This is a genomic window from Delftia sp. PX-1, from assembly GCF_055797465.1.
Genome location: NZ_CP184763.1, coordinates 4,349,399 through 4,374,050, shown reverse-complemented (window position 1 = coordinate 4,374,050; position 24,652 = coordinate 4,349,399). Strand labels below are relative to the sequence as shown.

19 protein-coding genes are annotated in these 24,652 nt (G+C 69.3%); 6 read left to right on the top strand and 13 right to left on the bottom strand.

What is annotated here, in order from left to right:
• Positions 1-22: 22 nt before the first annotated feature.
• From ACN20X_RS20040 to ACN20X_RS20015, 6 genes are all read right to left on the bottom strand, one after another.
• The gene (locus tag ACN20X_RS20040; RefSeq protein WP_473209797.1) at positions 23-967 is read right to left on the bottom strand and encodes an FHA domain-containing protein; all 945 of its coding nucleotides are present in this window, start codon (positions 965-967) and stop codon (positions 23-25) included.
• Between the two features lie 119 nt (positions 968-1,086).
• Positions 1,087-3,297 carry a TOMM precursor leader peptide-binding protein gene (locus tag ACN20X_RS20035; RefSeq protein WP_473209796.1) on the bottom strand — a complete coding sequence of 737 codons (2,211 nt, stop codon included), beginning with the start codon at positions 3,295-3,297 and terminating at the stop codon, positions 1,087-1,089.
• Positions 3,254-4,120 carry a class I SAM-dependent methyltransferase gene (locus tag ACN20X_RS20030; RefSeq protein ID WP_223275345.1) on the bottom strand — a complete coding sequence of 289 codons (867 nt, stop codon included), beginning with the start codon at positions 4,118-4,120 and terminating at the stop codon, positions 3,254-3,256. Before ACN20X_RS20030 ends, ACN20X_RS20035 begins: the two co-directional genes overlap by 44 nt.
• Positions 4,095-4,880: a BMA_0021/BMA_0022 family TOMM bacteriocin gene (locus ACN20X_RS20025; RefSeq protein ID WP_016446373.1), complete on the bottom strand. Its 786-nt coding sequence runs from the start codon at positions 4,878-4,880 to the stop codon at positions 4,095-4,097. Before ACN20X_RS20025 ends, ACN20X_RS20030 begins: the two co-directional genes overlap by 26 nt.
• Positions 4,881-4,897: 17 nt before the next feature.
• Positions 4,898-8,986 (bottom strand): TOMM system kinase/cyclase fusion protein, encoded by a 4,089-nt coding sequence (locus ACN20X_RS20020; RefSeq protein WP_473209795.1) that lies wholly within the window; start codon positions 8,984-8,986, stop codon positions 4,898-4,900.
• 177 nt (positions 8,987-9,163) lie between these two features.
• Complete coding sequence (locus tag ACN20X_RS20015) at positions 9,164-9,703, bottom strand: DUF6886 family protein (RefSeq protein WP_046985991.1); 540 nt, start codon at positions 9,701-9,703, stop codon at positions 9,164-9,166.
• A gap of 110 nt (positions 9,704-9,813) precedes the next feature.
• On the opposite strand from ACN20X_RS20015, the gene ACN20X_RS20010 reads away from it, so the two are divergent.
• A complete protein-coding gene (locus ACN20X_RS20010; protein ID WP_473209794.1) occupies positions 9,814-10,218 on the top strand; it encodes a GFA family protein in 405 nt (134 codons plus the stop codon).
• A gap of 11 nt (positions 10,219-10,229) precedes the next feature.
• Entirely contained in the window at positions 10,230-11,372 is a 1,143-nt protein-coding gene (locus ACN20X_RS20005; protein ID WP_473209793.1) for a DSD1 family PLP-dependent enzyme, read from the top strand.
• Positions 11,373-11,446: 74 nt separating this feature from the next.
• Here the strand turns inward: ACN20X_RS20005 and ACN20X_RS20000 are convergent, their stop codons facing one another.
• Positions 11,447-12,454: a Bug family tripartite tricarboxylate transporter substrate binding protein gene (locus ACN20X_RS20000; RefSeq protein WP_473209792.1), complete on the bottom strand. Its 1,008-nt coding sequence runs from the start codon at positions 12,452-12,454 to the stop codon at positions 11,447-11,449.
• A 203-nt stretch (positions 12,455-12,657) separates the two neighbouring features.
• Between ACN20X_RS20000 and ACN20X_RS19995 the strand changes: the two genes are divergently transcribed.
• Positions 12,658-13,557: a LysR family transcriptional regulator gene (locus ACN20X_RS19995; protein WP_312841185.1), complete on the top strand. Its 900-nt coding sequence runs from the start codon at positions 12,658-12,660 to the stop codon at positions 13,555-13,557.
• Between the two features lie 34 nt (positions 13,558-13,591).
• On the opposite strand, the gene ACN20X_RS19990 is transcribed toward ACN20X_RS19995, so the two are convergent.
• Positions 13,592-14,374 (bottom strand): IclR family transcriptional regulator domain-containing protein, encoded by a 783-nt coding sequence (locus tag ACN20X_RS19990; RefSeq protein ID WP_016446366.1) that lies wholly within the window; start codon positions 14,372-14,374, stop codon positions 13,592-13,594.
• A 170-nt stretch (positions 14,375-14,544) separates the two neighbouring features.
• Here ACN20X_RS19990 and pobA point away from each other — a divergent pair, with 170 nt between their 5' ends.
• The 3 genes from pobA to ACN20X_RS19975 all read left to right on the top strand — a co-directional run bounded on the left by pobA (position 14,545) and on the right by ACN20X_RS19975 (position 17,171).
• Positions 14,545-15,720 (top strand): 4-hydroxybenzoate 3-monooxygenase, encoded by a 1,176-nt coding sequence (gene pobA, locus ACN20X_RS19985; protein ID WP_013801914.1) that lies wholly within the window; start codon positions 14,545-14,547, stop codon positions 15,718-15,720.
• Positions 15,721-15,851: 131 nt separating this feature from the next.
• Positions 15,852-16,634, top strand: coding sequence for a 2OG-Fe dioxygenase family protein (locus tag ACN20X_RS19980; protein WP_473209791.1), 783 nt, complete (start codon positions 15,852-15,854; stop codon positions 16,632-16,634).
• 99 nt (positions 16,635-16,733) lie between these two features.
• Positions 16,734-17,171 carry a universal stress protein gene (locus ACN20X_RS19975; RefSeq protein ID WP_016446360.1) on the top strand — a complete coding sequence of 146 codons (438 nt, stop codon included), beginning with the start codon at positions 16,734-16,736 and terminating at the stop codon, positions 17,169-17,171.
• Positions 17,172-17,261: 90 nt separating this feature from the next.
• Here the strand turns inward: ACN20X_RS19975 and ACN20X_RS19970 are convergent, their stop codons facing one another.
• From ACN20X_RS19970 to ACN20X_RS19950, 5 genes are all read right to left on the bottom strand, one after another.
• The gene (locus ACN20X_RS19970) at positions 17,262-17,816 is read right to left on the bottom strand and encodes a bacteriohemerythrin (RefSeq protein WP_473209790.1); all 555 of its coding nucleotides are present in this window, start codon (positions 17,814-17,816) and stop codon (positions 17,262-17,264) included.
• Between the two features lie 60 nt (positions 17,817-17,876).
• Entirely contained in the window at positions 17,877-18,860 is a 984-nt protein-coding gene (locus ACN20X_RS19965; RefSeq protein WP_473209789.1) for a Bug family tripartite tricarboxylate transporter substrate binding protein, read from the bottom strand.
• A 254-nt stretch (positions 18,861-19,114) separates the two neighbouring features.
• Entirely contained in the window at positions 19,115-20,392 is a 1,278-nt protein-coding gene (locus ACN20X_RS19960; RefSeq protein ID WP_473209788.1) for a hydantoinase/carbamoylase family amidase, read from the bottom strand.
• Positions 20,393-20,476: 84 nt separating this feature from the next.
• Positions 20,477-24,319 carry an ATP-binding protein gene (locus ACN20X_RS19955; RefSeq protein WP_473209787.1) on the bottom strand — a complete coding sequence of 1,281 codons (3,843 nt, stop codon included), beginning with the start codon at positions 24,317-24,319 and terminating at the stop codon, positions 20,477-20,479.
• An 80-nt stretch (positions 24,320-24,399) separates the two neighbouring features.
• Complete coding sequence (locus tag ACN20X_RS19950) at positions 24,400-24,651, bottom strand: plasmid stabilization protein (protein WP_212645303.1); 252 nt, start codon at positions 24,649-24,651, stop codon at positions 24,400-24,402.
• Position 24,652 lies beyond the last annotated feature (1 nt).

Below are 24,652 nucleotides of genomic sequence, written 5' to 3'. Positions count from 1 at the left end.
GTTCTCCGTTGCAGTTCGCCGTTCAGGCGCTGCGCGCCCCGCCCTCGATCTCGAACGCAAAGTCCCCGAAGCGCAGGCTGCCGCGCCGTCGCTCCACCAGGGCCGGCAAGGCCGCGCATTCGGGCAGGGCGCTGAGGATCTGGTGCTTGGCTCGGAAGATCTGGATGTTCACGTACGACGAATCCACGCCCAGCATGCGCGAGAGCGCGTCGAGCTCTATCCAGCCCTGGCTTGCGGGGGCCAGGCCCTTGTGGGCGTCCTGCTGGCGCACGCGGGCCAGGGTGACCAGGGTGTAGTGGTGTATGCGTTCACCCAGCGCGATGGGCTTGCCGTCGCTCATGACGGTCAGGCTGGCGTGCTCCTCGTTCTGGCTGACGTGGAAGCGAAAGGACACGTCCGGCGGCTTGGGCGCATGCGGGTCGAAGCTGCTTTCCCGCGTGGATTCCAGGTCGTCGCATTGCACGAATTCCCAGCTGCCTGCGGAGGTGTGGACCATGGCGCCGTCCACCAGGGGCTCGGTGCCGTCGCCGGACTCCAGCAGCCAGCGGCCGTCTTCGAAGAAGACGTTGGCTTCGGGCTCCTGGGCGTCGGGCAGCAGGGTGCCGCGCGGGTTCAGGGCCAGGGGGGCGTCCTGGGGCAGGCCCGGGCCGGGGCTCAGGCAGGTGACGGGCGGTCCCAGGTCTTGCACGGTCCAGGCCGCTTCTGCGCCTTCGCCCATGCTGAGCCTGGCGCCCACGGTCAGTACGGTCCAGCGGCCGGCGACCAGGCGCACGCCGTTGAGCATGGTGCCGTTGCGGCTCTGGTCCACGATTTCCCAGGTCTGCCGGTTCCAGCGGGACAGGGCGTGGACCTGGGAGACGTCGGGCGCCTTCATGACGGTCTGGCAGACCGAGGGGTGGCGGCCGAAGGTATGCAGGGGCCGCAGCACGACGATGCTGCCGTCGAGTTGGTTACGAAAGAGGGCCATCGCCTCGAATTCTCCTTGGGGCTTGTGTGAACAGGGGGTAGGCTGGGGGCGCATTGGCCCGGAGCCGGCAGCCTGTTGCCAAGCCGAGAGAGTACATGCCCGCTGCGCGTTTCAGTTTGTCAAACGTACAGCGCCTGCGGATTGAACTCGGATTCCTGCAGCGGCCGGCTGCGCCAGCCCAGGGCCACGGGCACGTCGCGCAGCCGTGGATTGCCCAGTTCCGGCCAGATATGGCACAGGCCCGGAACCACGACCTTGACGGTGTACAGAGGGATGTCGGGGCGCGAGTGGTCGTAGACGATGGTTTCCAGGCCCAGGCCCCGTGCGATGTCCACGCAGCGCGCAATGGCCCGGGCAATGTCCGGCGGCGCGGTGTCCGCCTGCTGCGCAGGCTGTTGCGGCGGCGCATCGGTGCCGTCCAGCGGATGCAGAAAGGCCTGCACCTGCTGCGGCACGGCAAAGCCCTTGCCCGCCGCGATCAGCTGGCTGATTTCGGTGAGGGCGCGTTCGCAGGCCAGGGCGCGGTCCAGGCTGCAGCCAAAGCCCACGGCCCAATGGCCGGTATCCGCGTGGCGGCCCACGCAGACCACGACCGGTATGCCGAAGTCATGGGTGATGTCCAGCAGCCAGTACGACCATTGCGGGCCGCAGCTGCGCGCCAGGCGCTGGCGCGTGGCTGCGGCGATGCCGTCCAGCGCGATGGCGGGCCTGCGGATCTGGCCGTACCACCAGATGGCGGCGGCGTCGCGTTCCACCAGTTCCATGAAGCCTTGGAGGATGGCCTCTTCCCGTGTGTTGCCTGCGGCGCAGCCGTTGGAGGTCCAGCCCACGTGGTGCTGGCTTTGCGCGGGCGCATGGGCCAGGCAAAAGCCCAGCGGCAGGTAGCGGCGCGCATCGGCGGTCAGGGACCAGGCGGGCGCCCACCACAGGGGTTCGCCCTGGCCGGCGCCGGGGGCCACGGCATGCGGTGGCCTGTCGGCGGCAAAGCGGGCGGTCTGCCGGTCGCTGAAGCGGGCCAGCGCTGTGGGAGGAATGCAGGGCGCATCCAGCTCGGCGGCGGGGGCGACGACCACGGCTTCATCGCCCTGGTGGAAGGCGGCGTAGCGCTCCACGGCTTCGCACATGGCGCTGGCGCGGGCCTGCATGGCCGACAGGCCCTTGCCCAGGCACAGCTGTGTCGGGGGGGCTGCCAGGAAGCCGCTGCCAGGCGCGGGCGTTCTGAAGATTTCGCTGCGGTAGACGGTGAGCGCTTCGTCGGTCTCGGCCGTCAGCGGCGTGACCCGGGCAATCACGCCGGTCAGCGGGCTGACGTGCCGGGACAGGCGCTGCACCGTGGTCTCGGCCGGAACGCTGCGCCAGCCGCCGTCGGCGCGCGCGGCATGCGTGCCGGGAACTGGCGCAATGGGTTCGCGTTGGCGCAGTGCCATCAGCCCCGGTGTGCCGCAGTGCGGGCATTGCGGGCGGGCGGCCACGGGGTGGGCCTGGAGGGGCTCCAGCGTCCACACGTTTTGCGCCGCATCGGTGTGCGCCAGCAGGCGCTGCACCATGGGCAGCAGGGCCTGCAGCCGCGTGGCGATGAGGTCGGCGCCGGCGCGCACGGGCGGGCAGCGGCCGCTGTCGTGCGGCGGGCCGCCTTGCGCGGCGCGTGCGGGATGGTTGCGTTGCCAGCGGTGCGCCAGGCAATGCCAGCAGGCCGATGCGGTGCCGGCATGGGGCGTGAACAAGGGCCCGGCCATGGCCTGCTCGCCCGCGGGCCGGACCAGCAGCCAGGGCCGGCCTGCGGCACGCTGGCCGGCGTCGATGGCGCCCAGGCGCGGGTCCAGGTAGTCGTCGCAGAAAACGATGGTGAGGGGGGCGGGGGCGGGTGCCTGCGTGGCCACGGCCGCAGCCCAGTGGCAGGCGGCTGTGCTGTCCAGCGCTGCAGTCAGCAGGACGATGTCGATCTGCTCCGATGCCTGCAGGCGCACGGGCGGGGCCGAGAAATCCGGTTGCAGATAACCGTGGCCGTTCAAGTCGCTGTGCAGCACCGGCTGGACCAGGCCCTGGCGCAGCAGGGCGCCCAGGGCGTGCAGCATCTGCGCAAGCGGTGCATCGGGCGCTGTGGCGCAGTGCTGCATGAGGCTGGTGCCGGCCTGCAGCGGGGCGTTGAGCGCCAGCACGGCGGCGGAGCCCAGGGCCAGGGTGTCGCGTTCGCTGGCCAGCAAAAGGCGGTCGCCCTGCTGCACGGGGGGCAGGAATTTCTCGTGCCAGCGGAAGGCGTCGGCAAACAGGTCCGGGGCCGCAGGCTCAGGCAAGGGACGGGGCTCCCAGTTCAAGGCGGACGACGGCATACGGGTGCTGGCCGGTGGTGGCGTGGAAGGCGGTCTCGAACAGCTGGTGCTGCTGCGAGAACCGGGCATACAGGTGCTCCTGCAGGCTGATGCGGATGGCGGGGTGGATGCGCTCCATCTGGGCGCCGTCCGCAAAGCCGGAGACGACGGGCAGCCGCATGCCGCCCACCTGCATGGGCAGCCGTGCAAGGGCCGGGTGCACATGGTCGAGCACCACGGTACACGGCGGGCTGCCGGGCGCGGCAAAACGCTGGGCCAGCTGCTGCAGCATGGCCTCCAGCGGCGCCTGGGGAAGGTAGGGGCAGACGCCTTCGAGCAGCACCAGAACGGGCTGGTTGCCGGGCAGGGCGGCGGCGTCCAGCCAGGAGGTGTCGAGGATGGAGCAGGCAAGGCGGGTTTCGTCGCCGTCCATGTATTGATCGCGCAGCGCAATGGCGTCGGGCAGGTCCACGTTCAGCCAGCGTGCGGTGCCGGCCAGGGCCGCCAGGCGGCTGCGCCGCGTGCACAGGCCCGCGCCCAGCGCAATGCACAGGCCGGACGGATGCGCGCTCAGGAATTGCGTGGTGAGCCGGTCGAACAGCTGCGTGCGCAGCACCACGCTGCGCACAAAGGCGGGGTCGGCGGCGTGCGCCTCGCTGGCCTGGGGCAGCGCCGCCGCGATGCGGCACGCCTCGGGGTCGGCAAAGGGCGGCAGGTCGTGCAGCTCCGGGGGAGCTGCCGCACCTGCAGCGCGGGCACGTGCCGCCAGCGTCAGCAGCAAGGTGGCCGTGGCCCCTTGCAGCTGCGCCGGGGCCGTATCAGCAGGTGAAGGGATAGGCGTCACCGGTGTTGTTGTAGGAGGTGAGGGCGATGGCCCACAGGTCCTGCTCGGCGGGTGCCACCGGGTAGTTCAGCACGATGCCGTTCTTGATGGCCGTGCCGTCTGCGCGCTGCAGGTTCCACTCGCCGCGCGCGGCGTCCCAGGTGAAGGCCTGTTCGGTCTCGAAGCGGACCTGGAAGTTGAACGGGTTGTTGTAGCCCAGCCATTGGCTCAGCACGGGGGCCTTGTCCTTGCCGTCGTCGCGCGTCAGCTCCGCGTGGAACTCGGGCGACTGCCAGGCCAGGGCGATGGCGCGCAGCACCACGCCGCCGAAGGCCAGCAGCGAGTCGGGGCCGCCGCCGGGGATGCCCAGGCCCGTGGGCAGGGCAGCCCTGAGCATGCCGTTGTTCGGCTCCTCGAACGAGGTGCTCACGCCCATGAAGTTGGGGAACAGCTGGTAGTAGGCGGCCAGGGCCTCGGAGGCATGGGTCTGGGGCGCCTGGGGCAGGACGATGACGAATTCATCGTCGGGACCGATCCAGCCGGCCGTGAGCACGGGCTTCCATTCGGCGCGCTGGGTGGGGTCGTCGCTCAGGCGCAGCGACACATCGACCTGGGGCCACTGGGTCGGCAGGTTGAAGTCGCGGTGCAGCATGGGCTGGATGTCGCGCTGCCCCAGCAGGTCACGGCGGTAGGCGTCATCCTGCCAGGAGCGGGCGATGGCCCGCAGGTAGGCAAGGCGGAATGCGAGCAACGGTTCAGTATTCTGCAGCTGGGTGGTCATGTGACTTCATCCTCGGTTCAAGAAAAATGCGCCTGGCCGGGCAGGGGCCCGGACAGGTGCACGGACAGTTCAGGCCGCAGCGCGGCCAGCTCACTCAGGCGCGCGGCCACGTCCGGCCTGGCGGGTGCCAGGGCCTGCGACAGGGCCAGTGCCTCGGTTTCGGTGCGGTACTTGCCGGCAGTGCGCGCAGTCCCGGCGGCCTGGGCCAGGCTGTCCTGCACGGCCGCGTGGTCGGCGCCCATGGCCAGCAGGAAGCGGGCCTTCTTCAGGTGCAGCTCGCTGCTGTGCAGCCGTTCGTCCAGCACGTCGGCCAGGCGCAGGCATTCGTCGATCTTGTCCAGGGCCTCGGTCCAGCGCCCACTGGCCGCCAGCATTTCGGCGACGAAGGAGCGGTAGTAGGTCTGGCAGTAGCGGCAGCCCATGTCCCAGAGCACCTGCGCCGTTGCGCTGGCGCGCGCTATGCCTTCGCTGTCTTCGCTTGCCGTGCCCTCGCCCAGGGCCCAGCAGCGGATGATGTCCGCATAGCCCGAGAACGCGGGCAGGCCGTAGCGGGCCGTGATGTCCAGCAGCTCGCCCGTGGTGGCCAGCGCGCTGGCCCGGTCGCCGCGCGCCTGGTGGACCAGGCCCTGGTAGAGCAGGGCCATGCTCAGGGATGGGATGTGCGAGACCTCGTGCGCCAGGCGCACGGCGTCGTTCGCATCGGCCAGCGCGGCCTGGTCGAAGCCGGCGAACCAGCGCACCAGGGCGCGCCCGCAGGTGGCCCAGACACGGGTGTCGAAGCCGAACTCGGCCGCATGGTGGGCATGGGCCACGGGGTCGTAGCGGGTGATGGCGTCGGTCAGCGCTTCTTCGGCCTGCTCGAATCGGCCGTCGGAGTAGTGGGCCAGTCCCAGGTAGGTCTGGGCGGCCACCAGCACGCCCGTGTCCTGCTGGCGCACGGCCTGCTCCAGCAGCCGGTGGCTGAGCTGGCGCACTTCCTCGCGGTTGCTGGCCACGTGGTGGTAGGTGATCAGCATCCACAGGTGCTGCACCTGCTTGTAGTCGGCCACGGCGTTGGCGCCCGGGCCGGCCAGCAGCTCCTGCGACAGCGCGATGCGTTCCACCACCTGGGCATGGGCCCAGCCGTGCTTGTTCATCAGCGCCTGGGTCACGTAGCTGTTGACATCCAGCCGCGCCTCGCGCTGGGCCACGCCCTGGAGCTGTTGCAGCCAGTCGTCGATGTGGCGCGCGTAGGCAATGGTTTCATCGTTGAGCGAGCGCAGCTGGGTGATGCGCAACTGCCGCACCGCAAGCGCCACGGCCTGCGCATGGTCGCCCGCGTCTGCCCAGTGCTGGGCCACGCCTGCGGGTTCTGCGGCAACGCGCTGGGGCTGGTGCTGCATCAGGGCCAGGGCCACGTCGCGGTGCAGCAGCCGGCGCTGCGATACCAGCATGCATTCGTAGGCCGTGTCGCGGATCAGCGCGTGGCGGAACATGTAGGCGCCCGGGCCCGCGCGTTCGTCGGTAATCACCAGGCCGGCCTGGCCCAGGGCGGCCAGTTCCTGGCCGACTTCGCCCTGCGGGCGTTCCAGGCAGGCGCACAGCAGGTCGAAGTCGAAGTGCCGGCCCATGGTGGCGGCCAGCTGCAGCAGGGGCTTGAGCGGGCCGATGCGGTCAAAGCGGCTGACCAGCGAGTCGCGCAGCGTGAGCGGAATGGCGGCCGGCAGCTCGGCATGGCGAAAGTCCCAGACGCCGTCTTCCTCCACCAGGTGGGCATCCAGCAGCATGCGCGCCATTTCCTGGATGAACAGCGGCACGCCGTCCGTGCGTTCCACCACGTGGCGGATCACGGCAGGGCTGAGCCGGCGCGGTGCCAGCGTCTGGCGGGCCAGTTCGGTGGCCTGGGCGTCTTCCAGGCGCCGCACGTCCACGCAGTCGGCCTGCAGGCCTTCGGGCGGTTGCCACTGCGGACGCGCCGTGAGCACCAGCAGCACGCGCCGCCCGGGCAGGCGCGCTACCAGTTGCTCCAGCAGTTCGATGCTGGTGGGATCGGCCCAGTGCACGTCCTCGACGACCAGCAGCAAGGGCTCGGCTTCGGACATGTGCAGCAGCCATTGCGCGGTGGACTGCAGCAGCAGCGCCCTTTGCATGACGGCCGAGATGCGGCTGGGCTCGCAGTCGCCCAGGGGCAGCGAGAGCCAGGCGCACAGAATGGGCAGGGCGGCCTCGGCATCGCAGCCTGCGGCGCGCAGGGCTTCGCGCATCTGCTCGCGGTGGTCCTGCGGGGGATCGGCCGCCTCCAGCCGCTGCCGTATCAGGCCCAGGAAAGGGGTCAGCGCGGTGTTGCGGTGCTCGGGCTGGCATTGCAGCACCACGGTGTTCGCGCCCTGTGTCCTGGCGTGGACGAGCAGCATGTCGGCCAGGCAGGATTTGCCGATGCCCGGCTCGCCGCGAATCCACAGCGCATTGCCCCCGGCTTCGCGGGCCCGCGCCCATGCGTCGTGCAGGCGCTGCAGTTCGGGTTCGCGGCCTATGCACTGCAAGGCTGCATCGGACACAGGTCCCTGCAGTAGCTCGGCTGGCTGCTCCAGCTCCAGGCGATAGGTCTGCATGCCCGCAGGCTGGCCGGGCAGGCGCAGGCTGCCGGCCTTCTCGAAGCGCGCATGACGCGACAGCAGGCGGTGGCTGCTTTCGCTGGCCAGCAGGGTGCCCGCATCGGCGATGGCCTCCAGCCGCATGGCCACGTTGACGGCATGGCCCGAGGGCGCTTCGCCGCCGACCACCACGGCCATGCCGGTGTGCAGGCCCATGCGGATTCCCAGGTGCAGTCCGTGGACCTGCTCGATGGCGGCCGCGCGGCTGCGGCTGAGCGTCAGCAGCTCCTGCGCCGTCATGCCGGCCTGGCGGGCATCGGTGTCGCTGGTGTGCGGGTAGCCGAAGAGCACCAGCATGCGGTCGCCCAGCGTGCCCGCCAGCATGCCTCCGCGCCGGGTGGCAACGTCGGAGAACAGCGTGAGTTCCTCGCGCTGCAGCAGCTCGATGTCCTCGATGTTCAGGGCCTGCGAGGGCTGGCCTACGGTGCGTGCCGCGCTGTCCATGACGTCGGCATCGCTGCCGGGCCACAGCGACACGCTGCAGCACAGCACGGTCAGCTGCCGCACTTCCGAGAAAACGCGCGTGGTGGCCACGGTGCGTGTCAGGTCCGCCTGCTGCACCTGGGCGGCGGCGGGCAACTGGCCCACCAGATCGTCCAGCCGCACGCGCATGAGGTCCCTGAGCAGGGCCGCCGCCGAGTCGCTGCGCTCCGCGGGCCTCTTCTTGAGCGCCTTGCGCAGCAAGGTGGCGATGGGGTGGGTGGAGATGGCCGGCGGCAGCTGCACTTCCTGCGGGCTGAGCTGGCGGTGCACGATCTCGGCCACCGAGGCGCCCTGCACGGCGGGCGTGCCCGTCAGGCATTCGAGGAACATCAGTCCCCAGGCATACAGGTCGGTGCGGGCGCTGGGCGGCTCGCCGCGCAGCTGCTCGGGGGCGCTGTAGGCCGGCGTGCCCAGGCATTCGTCGCCCATGGTGAGCTGCGAGACCTGCGGGCCGGCAAACTGCGGAATGACGGTGCCGATGCCGAAGTCCAGCACCATGGCGTGCCGCACGGCGCCCGTGGAGGTGACCATCACGTTGTCGGGCTTGAGGTCGCGGTGCACGATACCGGCGGCATGCGCGCAGTCCAGCGCATCGAGCACCTCGGCCATGAGGCGGCCGGCCTCGGCGGCAGTCAGCACGCCCTGGCGGCGGATCAGGCTCTTGAGGGTCTCGCCGGGCACATATTCGAAGACGCCGTAGACGCAGTCGCCTTGCTCGCCCTTGTCCAGCAACTGGACGATGTGCGGATGGTGCAGGGACGCGCACAGCATGGTCTCGCGGTGGAAGCGCTCCACCTGGCGGCCGCCTTCCTGCAGCCTGACGACCTTGATGGCCACCGATGCACCCGTGCGCCGGTGTCGCGCACGGTAGACGGTGCCGTAGCCACCCGATCCCAAGGTTTCCAGCAGTTCGTAATCGGGTATTTCCAGGGGGGCTGGCGCCACCGGGGTCACCGCAGCTTGCGTGGGGTTGGTGATGGCATCGTGCATTTCAGCCTCGGTTGGGTATCCTCCTGGAGGGTATCCAGTCGTCCATTTGTCATACGGCAGACCGTGCTTTTGATACCGTTCGTTACTATAGCGTACGTCCGAATGCAATTGCCTGTTTTTGCCTACGTGCTTGCCCATGGTTGCCGTCGCCGCCGCCATCGCTGTGGCGTCCGGTGCTCAGGCCCAGCTGGCCGCATTGCGCAGCCGTATGCCGCTGGCATGCAGCGAGCTGTCCCAGACGCCGCGCAGCGGCTGCAGGGAATCGACGATGCGCAGCTCGGTGCCGCATTCCGCTATTGCTTGCGGCAGATCGACCAGCAGGTCCCGGCGCAGGGGCTGCACGGTCTGCCGGCTCACGTACATGCCGGCATCCTCCAGGCTTTCGAACGGCTCGACTGGAAGCTCATACCGGTGTATCCGGGCTGCATGCAGGCGCGCGGCCCAGGCGGTCTCCACATAGGCCACGGCCTGTGCTGCGGCGGGCAGGTCGTTCAGCCATTGCGCCCTGTCTTCGCTGGTGCTGTGCTCGTGCGGCCATATGACGATGCGCGGGCATTCGCGCGGAAACAGGTACAGCCGCTGATGCGTCTGTGCGATGGCCCACACCAGGGGGCCGTTGAGCCACTCCTGTCCCTGGCGGCGGGGGGCCGCCTTCAGGACCGGGCGGGGTTGGAACTGCCGGATGTCCCCGTCTTCGCTGAAATGAAAAAGTCGCATGGCGCGCAGTGTAGGGCGCGGCGATTTGCAGGCGGCCCGCCATCCCCTATGATGCGCGACACCTGTGAATAATCCCAGGTACTCGCAACCCACGGAAAGGTCCACGCACCATGAACGGTCACTGTCTTTGCGGCGCTGTCAGCTTTTTCTCTCCCCAGGCCCGGGAAATCGGGGCCTGCCACTGTGGGTACTGCCGGCGCTGGGGCGGTGGCCCCATGCTGGCGGTGCATTGCGGGCCCAATGTGAAGTTCGAGGGCGGCGAGCACATAGGCACCTATGCCTCCTCCGAATGGGCCGAGCGCGCCTTCTGCAGGCAGTGCGGCACGCACCTGTACTACCGGCTGCACGCCACGGGCGAGTACTTTGTGCCGGCCGGCGCCTTCGAGTCGCAGGACTTCGAGCTGGCCACGCAGATCTACATCGACAGAAAGCCCGGCTACTACGACTTCGCCAACCAGACGCCGACCATGACCGAGGCCGAGGTCATCGCCCAGTACGCGCCCCCGCAGGAATGAGGCACAGCACCATGCCCTTGCACGATGACGCCAGCGGCCTGGCACTGGAGCCTGCCGCACGGCCCGGCGATCCGCTCGATCGCATCGACACACCCAGCCTGGCGCTGGACCTGACGGCCTTCGATGCCAACCTGCGCACCATGCAGGACTGGGCCGACCGCCATGGCGTGGCGCTGCGCCCGCATGCCAAGGCGCACAAGTGCCCCCAGATCGCGCTGCGCCAGCTGGCGCTGGGCGCACGTGGCATCTGCTGCCAGAAGGTGAGCGAAGCGCTGCCCTTTGTGGCGGCCGGCGTGCGCGACATCCTGATCAGCAACGAGGTCGTGGGGCCGGCCAAGCACGCGCTGCTGGCCCGGCTGGCGCGCAGTGCGCGCATGGCCGTGTGCGTGGACAACGCGGCCAACCTGGTGCAGTTGTCCGAGGCCATGGCGCAGGCGGGCGTGGAGATCGACGTGCTGGTCGAGGTGGACGTGGGTCAGGGCCGCTGCGGCGTCACGGGCCCCGAGGCCGTGCTGGCCCTGGCGCGGCAGGCGCGTGATCTGCCGGGCCTGAATTTCGCGGGCCTGCAGGCCTACCACGGCGCGGTGCAGCACCGGCGCAGCCGCGAAGAGCGTGCGCAGGCCTGCCAGGAGGCTGCGAGCCGGGCGGCGGCCTGCGCGCAGCTGCTGCGCGACAACGGCCTGGCGTGCCACACCATCACGGGCGGCGGCACGGGCAGCGTGGAGTTCGATGCGGCCAGCGGCGTCTACACCGAGCTGCAGCCGGGCTCCTATGCCTTCATGGATGGCGACTACGGCGCCAACGAATGGGGCGGGGCGCTGGCCTTTCGCCGCAGCCTGTTCCTGCTGTCCACGGTGATGAGCACGCCCGCGCCGGACCGCGTCATCCTGGACGTGGGCCTGAAATCCACCTCGGCCGAATGCGGCCCGCCCGCCGTCTACGGCACGCCGGGTCTGCGCTGCGTGGCCATCAATGACGAGCACAGCGTGGTATGCGTGGAGCCTGGCGCCCAGGCGCCCGCCCTGGGCAGCGTGCTGCAGCTGCTGCCCTCGCACGTGGACCCGACATTCAACCTGCACGACGAGCTGGTGGTGCTGCAGGGCGGCACGGTGCACGCGCTGTGGCCGATTGCGGCGCGCGGGATGTCGCGCTGAAGACGGCATGAAAGAAGCCGCCGGCCTTGCGGCGCGGCGGCTTTTTTGCGTCTGCGCCTGCTGTGGCCTGTGGCTTACAGCTCGATCTTGGCGCGGCGGATCACGTCGCCAAAGCGCTTGTTCTCTTCGACGATGAAGGCCTTGAACTCTTCGGGCGTGGGGAAGTAGTTCTCGTAGCCGAAGGTCTGGAACTTGGGCTGGATGTCGGGCTCGCGCAGGACTTTCATGGTGTCCTGGCGGATCTTCTCGACCACGGCGGGCGGCGTGGACTTGGAGACGGCAAAGGCATTCCAGCCGGTGACCACGGCATCGGCCGGGCCGCCGGACTCGGCCACGGTGGGCACGTCTTCATAGCCCTTGAGGCGGTGGGGCGCCAGCACGGCCAGAAAGCGCAGCTTGCCCGAGCGCATCAGCGGGCCGGCCGTGCCCGAGGAGCCCAGCGCAAAGGCCAGCTCGCCCGTGGCCACGCTGGTGTACAGCTGGCTGGTTTCCTTGTAGATGACGTGTTCCATCTTGGTGCCCGTCAGCGACTCCAGCAGGGCCGAGCCCAGGTGCACCGGGTTGCCCACGGACCACGAGCCGTAGTTGAGCTTGCCGGGGCGCGCCTTGGCGTCGGCAATCAGGTCGGCCACGGTCTTGTAGGGGCTGTTGACCGGCACGCAGACGAAGAAGAAGGTGCGAAACAGCGGCAGGACGACCTCGAAGTCCTTGTCGATGCTGTAGGGCAGTTTCTTGAACAGGTGGGGATAGGCGGCCAGGTGGACGTTGTCCAGCTGGATGATGTCCGTGCCGTCGGTGGCGCCCCGCTTGAAGGCCTCGATGGCGATGAAGCCGTTGCCCCCCGGGCGGTTTTCCACGATGACGGGCTGGTTCCACAGGCGCGCCAGCTTGTCGGTCACCAGGCGCGAGGTGCCGTCCGGCCCGCCGCCCACGGGGAAGGGGTTGATGATGCGCACCTGCTTGGTGGGCCAGTTGGCGGCGGCACCCGACTGGGCGCGCGCGGGTGCCAGGGCGCCCATGGCCAGGGCGCCAAGGGCGAGGCCCGCCTGGCGGCGATTGATGCGGAAGGCGCTGTCTTTCATGGTTTGTCTCCGAGTCGCTGTTGGGCTTGCTGGGGGGCTTGGTCCTATGCCGGCAAGGCACAGGCTGCTCTTGTTTTTACGCTCTCTTGCGGGAGCGGCTGGATCATCCAGTCGCCGCATTGTGTCAGTTCGTTGCAAAGCACCTAGCCGTGGCTGGCGCTAGCAGCTATAGCAAAATGGCATAAGTGAGGAGGCGAGAGAACATGAATTTGCAGCAGATAGAGACGTTCGTGCATGTGGCCGAGACCGGCAGCTTCAGCAAGGCGGCCGTGCTGCTGGAGACGGCCCAGCCCGCACTGAGCCGCCAGGTGCGGGCGCTGGAGACCGAGCTGCGCGAAACCCTGCTGATCCGCACCGGCCGCGGCGTGACCCTGACCGACGCCGGCCGCCGCCTGCTGGAGCACGGCCACGCCATCATGCAGCGCGTGGCGCTGGCCAAGGAGGATCTGGGCAGCCAGCGCGACGAGCCCGTGGGCCGCATCGTGGTGGGCCTGCCGCCCAGCCTGGCGCGGCGCCTGACGCTGCCGCTGATCGATCTGTTCAGCAAGGACATGCCCAAGGCCCGGCTGGCCGTGGTCGAGGGCTTTTCCATGAATATCGCCGAATGGCTGACCTCGGGCCGCATGGACCTGGGCCTGGTCTATACGCCCGAGCCGCATCCGCACATCGAGGTCACGCCCGTGCTGGAAGAGCGCCTGTGCCTGATCGGCCCGACGCGCACGCTGGGCGGGCGCAGCAGCGTGCGCTTTGAAGAGCTGTCGCAGTTTCCGTTGATCATGCCGCAGCACGGCCAGATCTTCCGCAAGCTGATGGAGGCCCAGGCCACGCTGTCCCAGGTCAAGCTCAACGTGGTCTGGGAAGTGTCCAGCGTGCCGGCCATCCTGGACCTGGTGCGCGGCGGCTACGGCTACGCCGCGTTGACCGACAGCGCCATGCGCAGCCACCTGACCGATGCCGAGCTGGTGGGCATTCCCATCGAGTCGCCCCATGTGGTGAGCACGCTGTGCCTGGCGCAGTCGGCCAAGAAAAAGGCCACGCCGCTGATCCGCAAGACTTCTCTGGCCCTGCGCGAACTGAGCCAGCAGGTGTGCGCGCCGCTCTGAGCGGTTGCAGCGACGGCGGCAGTTCAGCCAGGCCTCAGAGCAACGGCCGCAGCTCCCGCGCCGCCTCCTGCAGCAGCGGCAGCAGCTCGGCCACCATGTCGGCCGGCGCCATGCGCTGGGGCGAGGTCACGATGTTGAGCGCGGCCACCGTGCGCCCCTCCATGTTGCGCAGCGGCACGGCCAGGGCCTGCACGGCCAGCTCATGCTCTTCCAGGGCCAGGCAGAAGTCCTGTCGGCGCACTTCGTCCAGCACGCCTTCGAGCGCTGCGCTGTCGGTGACCGTGTGGGCGGTCAGGCGCCGCAGATCGTGCGAGGCCAGCCATTGCCTGAGCTCGGCCGCAGGCAGGGCGGCCAGCAGCACGCGGCCGGTGGAGGTGGCGTGGGCGGGCAGGCGGCTGCCCAGGTGCAGGCCGTGGGCCATGAGGCGCTGGCCGCGCTCGTGCAGGGCGCTGCGCGCCACGATGACCACCTCGTGGCCATCGCGCACCACGCAGGAAAACGACAGCTGGGTCTGCGCCGCCAGCCGGTACAGCACGGGCTGGACGATGCGCGGCAGCCGCGCCGAGGCCAGGTAGCTGCCCGACAGCCGCAGCACCTTGGGCGCCAGCCAGAAATGGCTGCCGTCCGTCTCCAGGTAGCCCAGGTGCGCCAGCGTCAGCAGATGGCGGCGCGCGGCCGTGCGCGTGATGCCCGAGCGCTCGGCCGCCATGGTGGCGTTCAGGCGCTGGCGCTCGGTGTCGAAGCTCTCCAGCACGGCCAGGCCCTTGGCCAGTCCGGCGATGAAGTCATCGGGGTCGATGGGAAAGGGCTGGTTCATGGGCGGGGAGGGCGGGCATGCAGGTAGTGCGCGATTGTCGCGCAGATTGCGCGATCACCGCGCAACTCATATGTCAGCCCCTCGTCTTTGCGCTGCCTCAAAACTAGTCTTGGGACCAGGCCATGGCATGAACCGGCCATGACATCGAACAACGCAACGGAGACAGATCAATGCGTACCCAAGTCGCCATCATCGGCGCAGGCCCTGCCGGCCTGCTTCTCGGCCAGCTGCTGTACCGCGCGGGCATAGACAACGTCATCATCGAGCAGCGCAGCGCCGACTACGTGCTGGGACGCATCCGCGCCGGCGTGCTGGAACAGGTCACCGTGGACCTGCTGGAGCAGGCCGGCGCCGATGCCCGCATGCGCGCCGAAGGCCTGCCGCACGACGGCATCGAGCTGCTGTTCGGCGGCCAGCGTCACCGCATCGACCTGCACGGCCTGACCGGCGGCAAGCGCGTCATGGTCTACGGCCAGACCGAGGTCACGCGCGACCTGATGGAAGTGCGCGCCGCCGAGGGCCTGACCACGGTCTACGAGGCCAGCAACGTGCAGCCCGTGGGCTTCGATGGCGACAGCCCCGTCGTGCGCTATGAGAAGGACGGCCAGGTCCATGAGCTGCAATGCGACTTCATCGCCGGCTGCGACGGCTTTCACGGCATCTGCCGCGCCAGCGTGCCCCAGGACAAGGTGCGCACCTTCGAGAAGGTCTACCCCTTCGGCTGGCTGGGCCTGCTGTCGGACACGCCGCCCGTCTCGCACGAACTGATCTACGCCCAGACCGAGCGCGGCTTCGCACTGTGCAGCCAGCGCAGCGCCACGCGCAGCCGCTACTACCTGCAGGTGCCGCTGACCGAAAAGGTCGAGGACTGGAGCGACGAGGCCTTCTGGAACGAACTGCGCCTGCGCCTGGACCCCGAGGCACGCGAGCGCCTGGTGACCGGCCCCTCGCTGGAAAAGAGCATTGCCCCGCTGCGCAGCTTCGTGACCGAGCCCATGCGCTTCGGCCGCCTGTTCCTGGCCGGCGACGCGGCCCACATCGTGCCGCCCACGGGCGCCAAGGGCCTGAACCTGGCCGCCTCGGACGTGGGCTACCTGTCCAGCGCCTTCGCGCAGTACTACCGCGACAAGGCGCCCGAAGGCATCGACGGCTACTCCGAGCAATGCCTGCGCCGCGTCTGGAAGGCCGAGCGCTTTTCGTGGTGGATGACCTCGCTCATGCACCGCTTCCCCGACGCGGGCGGCTTCGACACCAAGGTGCAGGAGGCGGAGCTGGACTACATCGTCAACTCCCGGGCAGGCTCGACCTCGCTGGCGGAGAACTATGTGGGGTTGCCGTTGGTGTGAGGGCCGGCGTGAGGCCCCGGGCGCCGCCGAGGCTGCGCCCGCATTGATGCGCGCCTGTCGCCACAGCATTGCGCAAATTTGCAGGCCGCCTCGCCCGGACGGGCACGGGCGAGGAGTAAGCTTGGCAGGTTATGGCGCACATCACGTTTCCCCCTCCCTATATCGCTCCCCAGAATGCAGCGCAGTCGCTGCGCGACGCAGGCTATGCGGTGCTGCGCCCCGATGAATTCGCGGCCTGGGCGAGCGTGTCCTTGACCGAGCTGCATGCGCTCGATGCCGACTGGGCCCAGCTGCCGCCCGATGCCTTTCTCAAGGACGGGGGCCGCTACCGGCGCCGCCGCCATTCCTGCTTCATCGCGGGGCAGGACGGGCTGCAGCAGGTGGAGCACCGCGCGCACTGGCAGCCGGTGGAGTACAACGCCCTGCATGGCGGCATGCTGCGCATGTTCGATCCCATGCGCGACGCCACGGCGCAAAGCGCCACCTGGAGCCGGCTGCTGCTGGCGCTGGCCGGCCTGTCCGACCAGGTGTTCTGCGCCCAGGGCGATGATGTGCAGCACGAGCGCTGGTTCATCGAGTCCCACCAGTTCCGCATCGACACCACGGACGGCATTGGCCGGCCCACGCCCGAAGGCGCGCATCGCGACGGCGTGGACCTGGTGGCCGTGATCCTGGTCGGGCGCGAGGGCGTGAAGGGCGGCGAGACGCGCATCTTCGAGGCCACGGGCCCCAGCGGCCAGCGCTTCACGCTGACCGAGCCCTGGTCGGTGATGCTGCTGGACGATGCCCGCATGATCCACGAGACCACGCCCATACAGCCCGAGCAGCCGGGCGGTGTGCGCGATACCCTGGTGCTGACCTATCGCCGCCAGGGGTTCCAGGGCTCGGAGCTGACGCGTCGCCGCAAGGATTGATGCAGCTCAAGACGCTGGCGCATGATGGGCGCACACTTTGGTTCATCGACCCGGCCGCCCCCGATTCCTGAGGGCGGCCAAGCACAAAGGAGAAAACGCATGTTCAAGCACATCCTGGTTCCCGTGGACGGCTCCAACAGCTCGATGCTGGCGGTCCACAAGGGCGTGGAGCTGGCCAAGGTCTTTGGCAGCACGCTGACGGCGGTCTACGTGGTGGACCCCTATCCGTTCACGGGCGTGGGCGCCGACTTCGCCTACGGCCAGTCGCAGTACCTGAGCGCGGCCACGGCCGAGGCCAACACCACGCTGGACGCCGTCAAGAAGATCACCGACGAGGCCGGCATCACCGCCACCACCGTGGTGGGCGAAGGCCATGCGGTGCACGAAGGCATCGTGCGCGTGCTCGAGAGCACGGGCGCCGACCTGATCATCATGGGCTCGCAAGGCCGCCGTGGCCTGGAAAAGCTGATGCTGGGCAGCGTGACCCAGCGCGTGCTGGGCGCCGTGCGCGTGCCGGTGCTGGTGGTGCGCGAGTAATCACCGGACCGCTCGGCCCTTCGCCGGGTGAAACGTCAACGGCTCCTTCGGGAGCCGTTTTTATTGGTGCGCTGCAGGGGGAGAGGGCGATCAGCGATTGAGCAGCCGTGCCAGCCAGCCCTTTTTCTTGCGCTGAAGTTCCAGCTCCTGCAGCACTTCGTTCTTGAGCATTTCCTTCTCGGCGGCAGGACTGGACTCGCGCGCCATGCGCAGATAGGCCTTGGCCGAGTCCACGTAGCCGGTGTCTTCGTTGCGGATGTGGTTGAACAGCCAGCGCGAGAGCATGCCGTGCAGCTCGGCGGCCACGTCCTCGCCGGCATCGAAGCGGGTCTGCATCTCGATCACGCGGCGGGTGAACAGCTCGTGCACCTTCTTGTGCGGGCCGGCGAACATGTAGCCGGCGCTCTCGATCAGGCTTTCCTCGAACACGAAGTGCGAGACGGTGTAGTCGATCATCTCGCCGATGACATCGCCCAGGGCCTCGCGGTCGGGCGAGGAGCGCAGCTCGTAGAGCTTGTTGATGTAGTCGACGATGCGGCGGTGCTGCCTGTCGATCTCTGCAATTCCGGTGTCCAGCTCGGGGACCCAGACCAGCAATGCCATGGCGTTCTCCAGGAATTCGGTGATTTCCGGAGAAGTATTCACGGGACTGTCACATCGCCCCTTGATGCAGATCAGTCTGATCTGCATCAAGGAGACGCGGCGTCACTCGATCTTGGCGCCCGAGGACTCGACGATCTGCTTGGACTGCCTGAAGTCGGCCTGGAACATCTTGTCGAAGTCGGCCACGGTCATGGACTGGGGCTCGGCGCCCTGGGTCTGGATGGCGTCGCGCACTTCGGGCATGGCCAGCAGCTTGTTCACTTCGGCGTTGACCTTGGTCACGATGGCCGTGGGCGTGCCCTTGGGCATGAACAGGCCGTACCAGGTGCTCACGTCAAAGCCCTTGAGGCCCGATTCGGCCAGCGTGGGCGTGTCGGGCAGCGAGGACGAGCGCTTGGCCGAGGTCACGGCGATGGCGCGCAGCTTGCCGGCCTTGATCTGGCCGATGGCCGAGGGCACGGAGGACACCAGCAGGTCCACGTTGCCGGCCAGCGCATCCATCAGGGCCGGATTGGAGCCCTTGTAGGGCACGTGCACCAGCTGGATGCCCGCCGCCTTCTCCAGCAGCACGCCCGAGAGGTGGATGCTGGTGCCATTGCCCGGCGAGCCGTAGGTCACCTTGCCCGGGTGCTGCTTGGCAGCGGCCACGATGTCGGCCAGGGTCTTGTAGGGCGAGTTCACGCTGGTGGCGATCACGATGGGCGTGTAGGCCACGTGGGCCACGGGCGCCAGGTCCTTGACGGGGTTCCAGGGCAGGTTCTTGTAGAGGTAGGGGCCCAGGACCACGTTGTCCTTCTGGCCCATGACCATGTCGTAGCCCGTGGGCGCTGCCTTGGCGGCCTCGGTGATGCCGATGGTGCCGCCTGCGCCCGCGCGGTTGTCGGGCACCACGGTCCACTTGCTGACTTCGGTGAGCTTGTTGGACACCACGCGCGCGAGGATGTCGGTGCCGCCGCCGGGCGGGAAGGGCACGATCATGCGCACGGGCTTGTTCGGATAGTCGGCAGCCGCACCTTGGGCGGCTGCGGAAAAGCTCAGGCCCATGGCGGCGGCCACGGCGGTGCAGGTGATCAGTTGGCGGAACATGAAAGAAGAAACTCCAGGGTCTGATGGGGCGGTGCAACCTTCTCGCAGCGGACCGGCAGTGCCGGGCCGCCCATGCGGTGGGTTGTCGATGATCGGGGAGGGTGGTTCCGCCATCTTGCATTGGGAAACCCGCTATTTGGGCGGATTTCCGCAATCTGTGCCACAGGGGCTTCCACCAAGGAGCAGCTTGTGCCTGCTCCAGAGGGAAGCGGGCTATTTTATGCCGCCTTGGTGCCTGGCCGCAGGCCAGGCGCTCAGCCCTGCGCCAACTGCCTGTCCAGCACGCGCACCGTCTCGTACAGAACCCGGGTGCCGTCCAGCAGCTGGGACGGCTCTATCCATTCCTCGGGCGCGTGGCTGCGGCCGTGGAGGCAGGGGATGAAGATCATGCCCATGGGGCCGGTGGGCGCCATGTAGACGGCGTCATGGCCGGCGCCGCTGGGCATGCGCATGTGGGCGTAGCCCAGGTTGTCGCAGGCCTGCTCCACGCCCTGCATGACCAGGCCAGCGCAGTCCGTGGGCTGGGAGCGGCTCACGTCGGCCATCTCGGCACGCACGCGCAGGGCGGCCAGGCCGGGCAGGACTTCGGCCAGCAGTTCCTCGGGGAAGCTCTCCAGCACGCCGGCGTGGTCGCTGCGCACTTCCATCATCATCTCGACCAGGCCGGGCACGGCATTGGAGGCATTGGGCGTGAGCGAGAGCCGGCCCACGGTGGCCACCACATAGTGGGGCTGGCCATTGAGCGCAGCGGCCTTGCGGTTGGCCGCATCGATGATGCGCGCCGCGCCCACCAGCGCGTCCTGTCGGATGTCCATGGGCGTGGTGCCTGCGTGGTCGGCCTGGCCGTGCACGGTGAAGCCCACGCGGCGTATGCCCACGATGTTCGTCACAACGCCAATGGGCAGGCCGCGCTGCTCCAGCACCGGGCCCTGCTCTATGTGCAGCTCCACGAAGGCGGCCGTGCCGCCGGCGCTGCGCAGCGGGCGGTGCAGCGCCTCGGGCCGTGCGCCGATGCGCCGCATGCCTTCGGCCAGGGTTTCGCCTTGCGGGTTGCGTGCCGCCAGCATGGTGGCGTCCAGCTTGCCCGACAGCGCGCGGCTGCCTATGCAGGAGATGCCGTAGTCGCTGGGCTCCTCGGACAGGAAGTCGATCACCTCGAACGGGTGCTGCAGGGCGATGCCGTTTTCATGCAGGCAGTGCGCCACCTCGATGCCGGCCAGCACGCCGATGATGCCGTCGAAGCGCCCGCCCATCATCACGGTGTCGCAGTGCGAGCCGGTGGAGATGGGGGCGCGTTCTGCGCCGCCCGCAGCGGCCTGGGCAGCCGGCAGGCGGCCGACCAGATTGCCGCCTTCATCCAGATGCACCTGCATGCCCGCGGCCGCGAACTCGGCGCGCAGCCAGGCGCGGGCCTGGTCGAACTCGGGCGAGAAGGCGCGGCGGGTCCAGGGCCGGTCGGGCAGGGTGAAGGTGGACAGGGTCTGGACACGGCGCCAAAGGCGCTCGGCATTGATGGGGGGCAGGGCGGTCATGGGTCTCGGTGAGTTCTGCGGCAGGCGCGCGAGCCGCGCAGGCAGGCTGGGCGAAGCGGGGATTGTCGCGCGCAAAGGCGGTGCTCATGCAGACGTGCGCAGGCTCCTGAGCAACCGCTCCAGCGTGTCGAAGCTCACGGGCTTGACCAGGTGGTGGTCCATGCCGGCCTCGCGCGATCGTCTCAGGTCATCCTCCTGCCCCCAGCCCGTGAGGGCGATCAGCAGGACCTGGTCGCGGCCCTGCCGGGCGCGGATGCGGCGCGCAACTTCCAGGCCGTCCATGCCGGGCAGGCCGATGTCCAGCAGCACGACGTCGGGCCTGAAGGCGTCGTGCATGGCCAGCGCGCCGGGGCCGTCGCGGGCGATCTCGACCTCGGCTCCCAGCAGCCCTAGCAGCATGGACAGGGTGTCGGCCGCGTCCGCGTTGTCATCGACCACCAGGATGCGGCCGAAGGCTGGCGCGTCCCCGGACTGCGCGCCTGCGGCCGGTCCGGGCAGGGAGGGCACATCGGCGGGTGCATGGGCGGATGCATCGGCAGGTGCATGGGCCGGCAAGGGCAGGCGCAGCCGCAATTCGCTGCCCTGGCCCGGACCTTCGCTGAGCGCCTGCACGCTGCCGCCGTGCATCTCCACCAGGCTGCGCACCAGGGTCAGGCCGATGCCCAGGCCCCCCTGGCCCCGGCGGCCGCCGCGGTCCACCTGCATGAACATGTCGAAGATCCTGTCCAGCAGCGCGGCGGGGATGCCTATGCCGTCGTCACGCACGGAGATCACGGCCTGCGCACCCTCTGCCCAGGCCGCCAGCACGATGTGGCCGCCGGGATCGGTGTACTTGGCGGCATTGTTGAGAAGGTTGGTGACCATTTGCGCCAGCCGCACGGGGTCGGCCGGCAGCAGCAGGGTCTCGGCGGGCAGCTCCAGCCGAAGCTGGTGGCCGCCGGATTCCATGACCGCATGGCTGGCCGCCGCCACGCCTTGCAGCACGTTGTTCAGGTCCACCACCTCCTTGCGCAGCTGGACCTTGCCCGTGGTGATGCGCGAGACCTCCAGCAGGTCGTCCACCATGCGCACCATGTGGTTGACCTGGCGCTCCAGCATCTCCTGGCTGCGGCGCGCGCTGTCGTCGCCATGGACGGTGCGCTTGAGGATTTGCAGGCCGTGGCTGATGGGTGCCAGCGGATTGCGCAGCTCGTGGGCCAGGGTTGCCAGGAACTCGTCCTTGCGCCGGTCGGCCTCCCTGAGGTGCTGCTCGGCGCGTTTGAGTTCGGTGATGTCCTGGATGACGGAGCAGGTGCCCACGAGCTGCCCGCCGTCATCGCGCAGCGGAGCGGCGCTGACGCGCATCCACCATTCGCGGCCCTCGTCGTCGGTGTGCAGCATCTCCAGCCCCGGCATGACCACCTCGCCGCGCAGCGCGCGCCTGCCGGGCCAGTTCTCGGGCGGTATGGGCCGGCCCTTGTCGTCCCAGCCGCGCCAGCGCTGCACGCGGTCGGCAAGGGTGGACGGGATGGCGCGCGGGACGAATCGGTCCATGAGCGCATTGCTGAGCACCATGGTGCCGCCCATGTCGGACACGCCCACGCCCGCCGGCATCTGGTCGATGATGGCGCGCAGCCTTTTCTCGTTGGCGCGCAGGGCGGCATGGGCCTGCTCGCGCACGCGCTCGAGCTGCAGCAGCGAGGCGACGCGCGCCAGCAGCTCGCGCGCCGAAAAGGGCTTGACTAGGTAGTCGTCCGCGCCTGCGCGCAGGCCTTCGACCTGGGCCTCCTGGCCTGCACGCGCGGACAGCATGATGACGGGGATGGAGCGCGTGGCCTCGTCGCTGCGCAGCGCATGCAGCAGCTCGAAGCCGTCGAGCACGGGCATCATCACGTCGGCAATCACGAGATCGGGCCGCTGGCGCCGGATGCAGTCCAGCGCGGCCCGGCCGTCGCCGGCCACCTCCACCTCGTACAGCGGACGCAGCAACTGGCCGATGTAGCCGCGCATGTCGGCGTTGTCGTCGGCGCAGACGATGCGCGGCCGGGGGCCTTGCGGTTCGGCCCCAGCCGGCACGCCGTGCGGGGCGTGCGGGGCGTGCGTGGGCGATTCGCCCGGCACCCACTGCCGCGTCTCGTCCACGAGCTGGCGTGCGGCCGGGGCGCCCGCGCCGTGCCCCGGCGGCGGCGGCGGGGTTGACGGTGCCGCGATGGGGTTCACCTGTTCGGCCGGCAGGTGCGCGCTGCCCTTGGGCAGCCGCACGGTGAAGCGGCTGCCCTCGCCCTCCGTGCTGGTGACCGTGATGGTGCCGCCATGCAGCCGCACCAGTTCCTGCACCAGGGCCAGGCCGATGCCCGTGCCCTCGTGCGTGCGGGCGGGCTTGCCCGGAATGCGGTGAAAGCGCTGGAAAAGATGGGGCAGGTGCTGGGGTGCGATCCCCGAGCCGGTGTCGCTGACGGACAGCTCCACCGCAGGGCCCGCGTCGTGCAGCGCCACGGCGATCTCGCCCTGCAAGGTGAACTTGAAGGCGTTGGACAGCAGGTTGAGCACGATCTTTTCGTACATGTCCTGGTCCACGTAGACCGGCCCTTGCAGTGGCGGGCAGTCCACGCGCACCCGCAGGCCCGCCTGCTCCATGGCCGAGCGGAACACGCTGGCCAGCTCGGCCGTGGCGCGGGCCAGGTCCGTGGGCTCGTAGCTGGCCTGCATGCGCCCGGCCTCGATGCGCGCGAAGTCCAGCAGGGCGTTGACCAGCTTTTGCAGGCGCAGCGCGTTGCGGTGGACCATCTGCGCCTGATCGGGCGGCAGGTGGCCGCCGTGCTCGCGCAGGGCGTCGTCCAGCGGCCCCAGGATCAGCGTCAGCGGCGTGCGCAGCTCGTGGCTGACGTTGGAGAAGAACACGGTCTTGGCACGGTCCACCTCGGCCAGGGCCCGGGCGCGCCGCGCTTCCTGCTCATAGGCCACGGCGTGCGCGACAACGCCGCCCGTGTGGCTTGCCACCATATCGAGGAAGGCGCAGTACTCCGCATCCAGCGGGCGGCGCGGGCTGACGCCCAGCACCAGCACGCCCGAGGCCTGGCCGTCGCCCGACCAGCGAACGGGCACGATGCGCGCCAGGCGCGAGGGTTCGGGCCAGGGGCCGCCAGGCAGGGTCAGGCCCAACTGCGCCAGGTCCACGTTGGCCGGCTGGCCCGATTGCACGGCCTGGGCCAGCGGCCAGGGCGCGGGGTCGGCCGCCAGGTCGGTGTCCATGCCGGTGGAGCACAGCAGCTGGAAGGCCGGGGGAGCGGTGTCTGCGCTGCCTGCATCCGGGGCGGCCTGGCATTCGTAGATGATGGCGAAGGGCACGTCGTAGGGGTTTTCATCCAGCACGGCGCAGACCTTTTCGCCCGCGTCCTTGGCACTGCGCATGTCCAGCGTGCGGATGCCCAGGCGGTGCAGCGTCTCCAGGCGCCGCCGGCTGACGATTTTCTCGGTGGTGTCGGTGCAGGGACAGAACACGCCCTGCACGGTGATGCCGTCATCGGCCAGGATGGGGCCGTAGGTGAAGGTGACGAAGACCTCTTCCTGCGGCAGCTCGCGGTCGAAGAAGTAGCGCGCATCGGTGGACCAGGTGGCCTGGCCCGTGCGCAGCACGCCCTCCAGCATGGGGCCGATGTCGTCCCAGATCTCGCTCCAGCATTGCGCGCCGGCCTGTCCCAGCGCCTTGGGGTGCTTGCTGGTGCCCAGGAAGGGAATGTAGGCGTCGTTGTAGATCAGCCGGAAGTCATCGCCCCACCAGATGATGATGGGAAAGCGCGAGCCCAGCATCAGGCTGGCGGCGTTGCGCAGGCTTTGCGGCCAGCTCTGCGGCGAGCCCAGGGGCGTGCCCTCCCAGTCGTGGGCGCGCACGCGCGCCGCCATTTCGCCGCGCTGCGGCAGGAATCCAAAACTGTCTTCTGAATTCACGGGTTCTCCCACGGGATTGCCGACTTCGCGGGCCGGCCTGTGTCGTTGATCCAGGCGCCGGGGCCGCGGGGGCGGCGCAGCTATCGCGAGGCGGATTGCGCTGCAGGTGCGGCGCCTCGCCTGCGGGCGCTCTTGCGGGCAGCGCAATGCGCTGCTTGCCGGCCCCGGCCGCAGCCCGATTGCCTGCCGCCGCCGCTGTCCTTGTCCACGGTGGCCCACAGGCGCCTTTCGGCCTCTTCATGGCCTGCGCCGCGCGATTCGTGGCTGTGCACTATGTGCCGGGCCTGGCGTTTTCGCTCATGGGTATCGGTGGATTGGTCTCCTCGGGGCATG

Excerpts from the sequence above, each read along its gene's own strand:
- ACN20X_RS20040 (WP_473209797.1), bottom strand. The coding sequence starts at position 967 with ATGGCCCTCTTTCGTAACCAACTCGACGGCAGCATCGTCGTGCTGCGG.
- ACN20X_RS20035 (WP_473209796.1), bottom strand. The coding sequence starts at position 3,297 with ATGCCGTCGTCCGCCTTGAACTGGGAGCCCCGTCCCTTGCCTGAGCCT.
- ACN20X_RS20025 (WP_016446373.1), bottom strand. The coding sequence starts at position 4,880 with ATGACCACCCAGCTGCAGAATACTGAACCGTTGCTCGCATTCCGCCTT.
- ACN20X_RS20020 (WP_473209795.1), bottom strand. The coding sequence starts at position 8,986 with ATGCACGATGCCATCACCAACCCCACGCAAGCTGCGGTGACCCCGGTG.
- ACN20X_RS20015 (WP_046985991.1), bottom strand. The coding sequence starts at position 9,703 with ATGCGACTTTTTCATTTCAGCGAAGACGGGGACATCCGGCAGTTCCAA.
- ACN20X_RS20010 (WP_473209794.1), top strand. The coding sequence starts at position 9,814 with ATGAACGGTCACTGTCTTTGCGGCGCTGTCAGCTTTTTCTCTCCCCAG.
- ACN20X_RS20005 (WP_473209793.1), top strand. The coding sequence starts at position 10,230 with ATGCCCTTGCACGATGACGCCAGCGGCCTGGCACTGGAGCCTGCCGCA.
- ACN20X_RS20000 (WP_473209792.1), bottom strand. The coding sequence starts at position 12,454 with ATGAAAGACAGCGCCTTCCGCATCAATCGCCGCCAGGCGGGCCTCGCC.
- ACN20X_RS19995 (WP_312841185.1), top strand. The coding sequence starts at position 12,658 with ATGAATTTGCAGCAGATAGAGACGTTCGTGCATGTGGCCGAGACCGGC.
- ACN20X_RS19990 (WP_016446366.1), bottom strand. The coding sequence starts at position 14,374 with ATGAACCAGCCCTTTCCCATCGACCCCGATGACTTCATCGCCGGACTG.
- pobA (WP_013801914.1), top strand. The coding sequence starts at position 14,545 with ATGCGTACCCAAGTCGCCATCATCGGCGCAGGCCCTGCCGGCCTGCTT.
- ACN20X_RS19980 (WP_473209791.1), top strand. The coding sequence starts at position 15,852 with ATGGCGCACATCACGTTTCCCCCTCCCTATATCGCTCCCCAGAATGCA.
- ACN20X_RS19975 (WP_016446360.1), top strand. The coding sequence starts at position 16,734 with ATGTTCAAGCACATCCTGGTTCCCGTGGACGGCTCCAACAGCTCGATG.
- ACN20X_RS19965 (WP_473209789.1), bottom strand. The coding sequence starts at position 18,860 with ATGTTCCGCCAACTGATCACCTGCACCGCCGTGGCCGCCGCCATGGGC.
- ACN20X_RS19960 (WP_473209788.1), bottom strand. The coding sequence starts at position 20,392 with ATGACCGCCCTGCCCCCCATCAATGCCGAGCGCCTTTGGCGCCGTGTC.
- ACN20X_RS19950 (WP_212645303.1), bottom strand. The coding sequence starts at position 24,651 with ATGCCCCGAGGAGACCAATCCACCGATACCCATGAGCGAAAACGCCAG.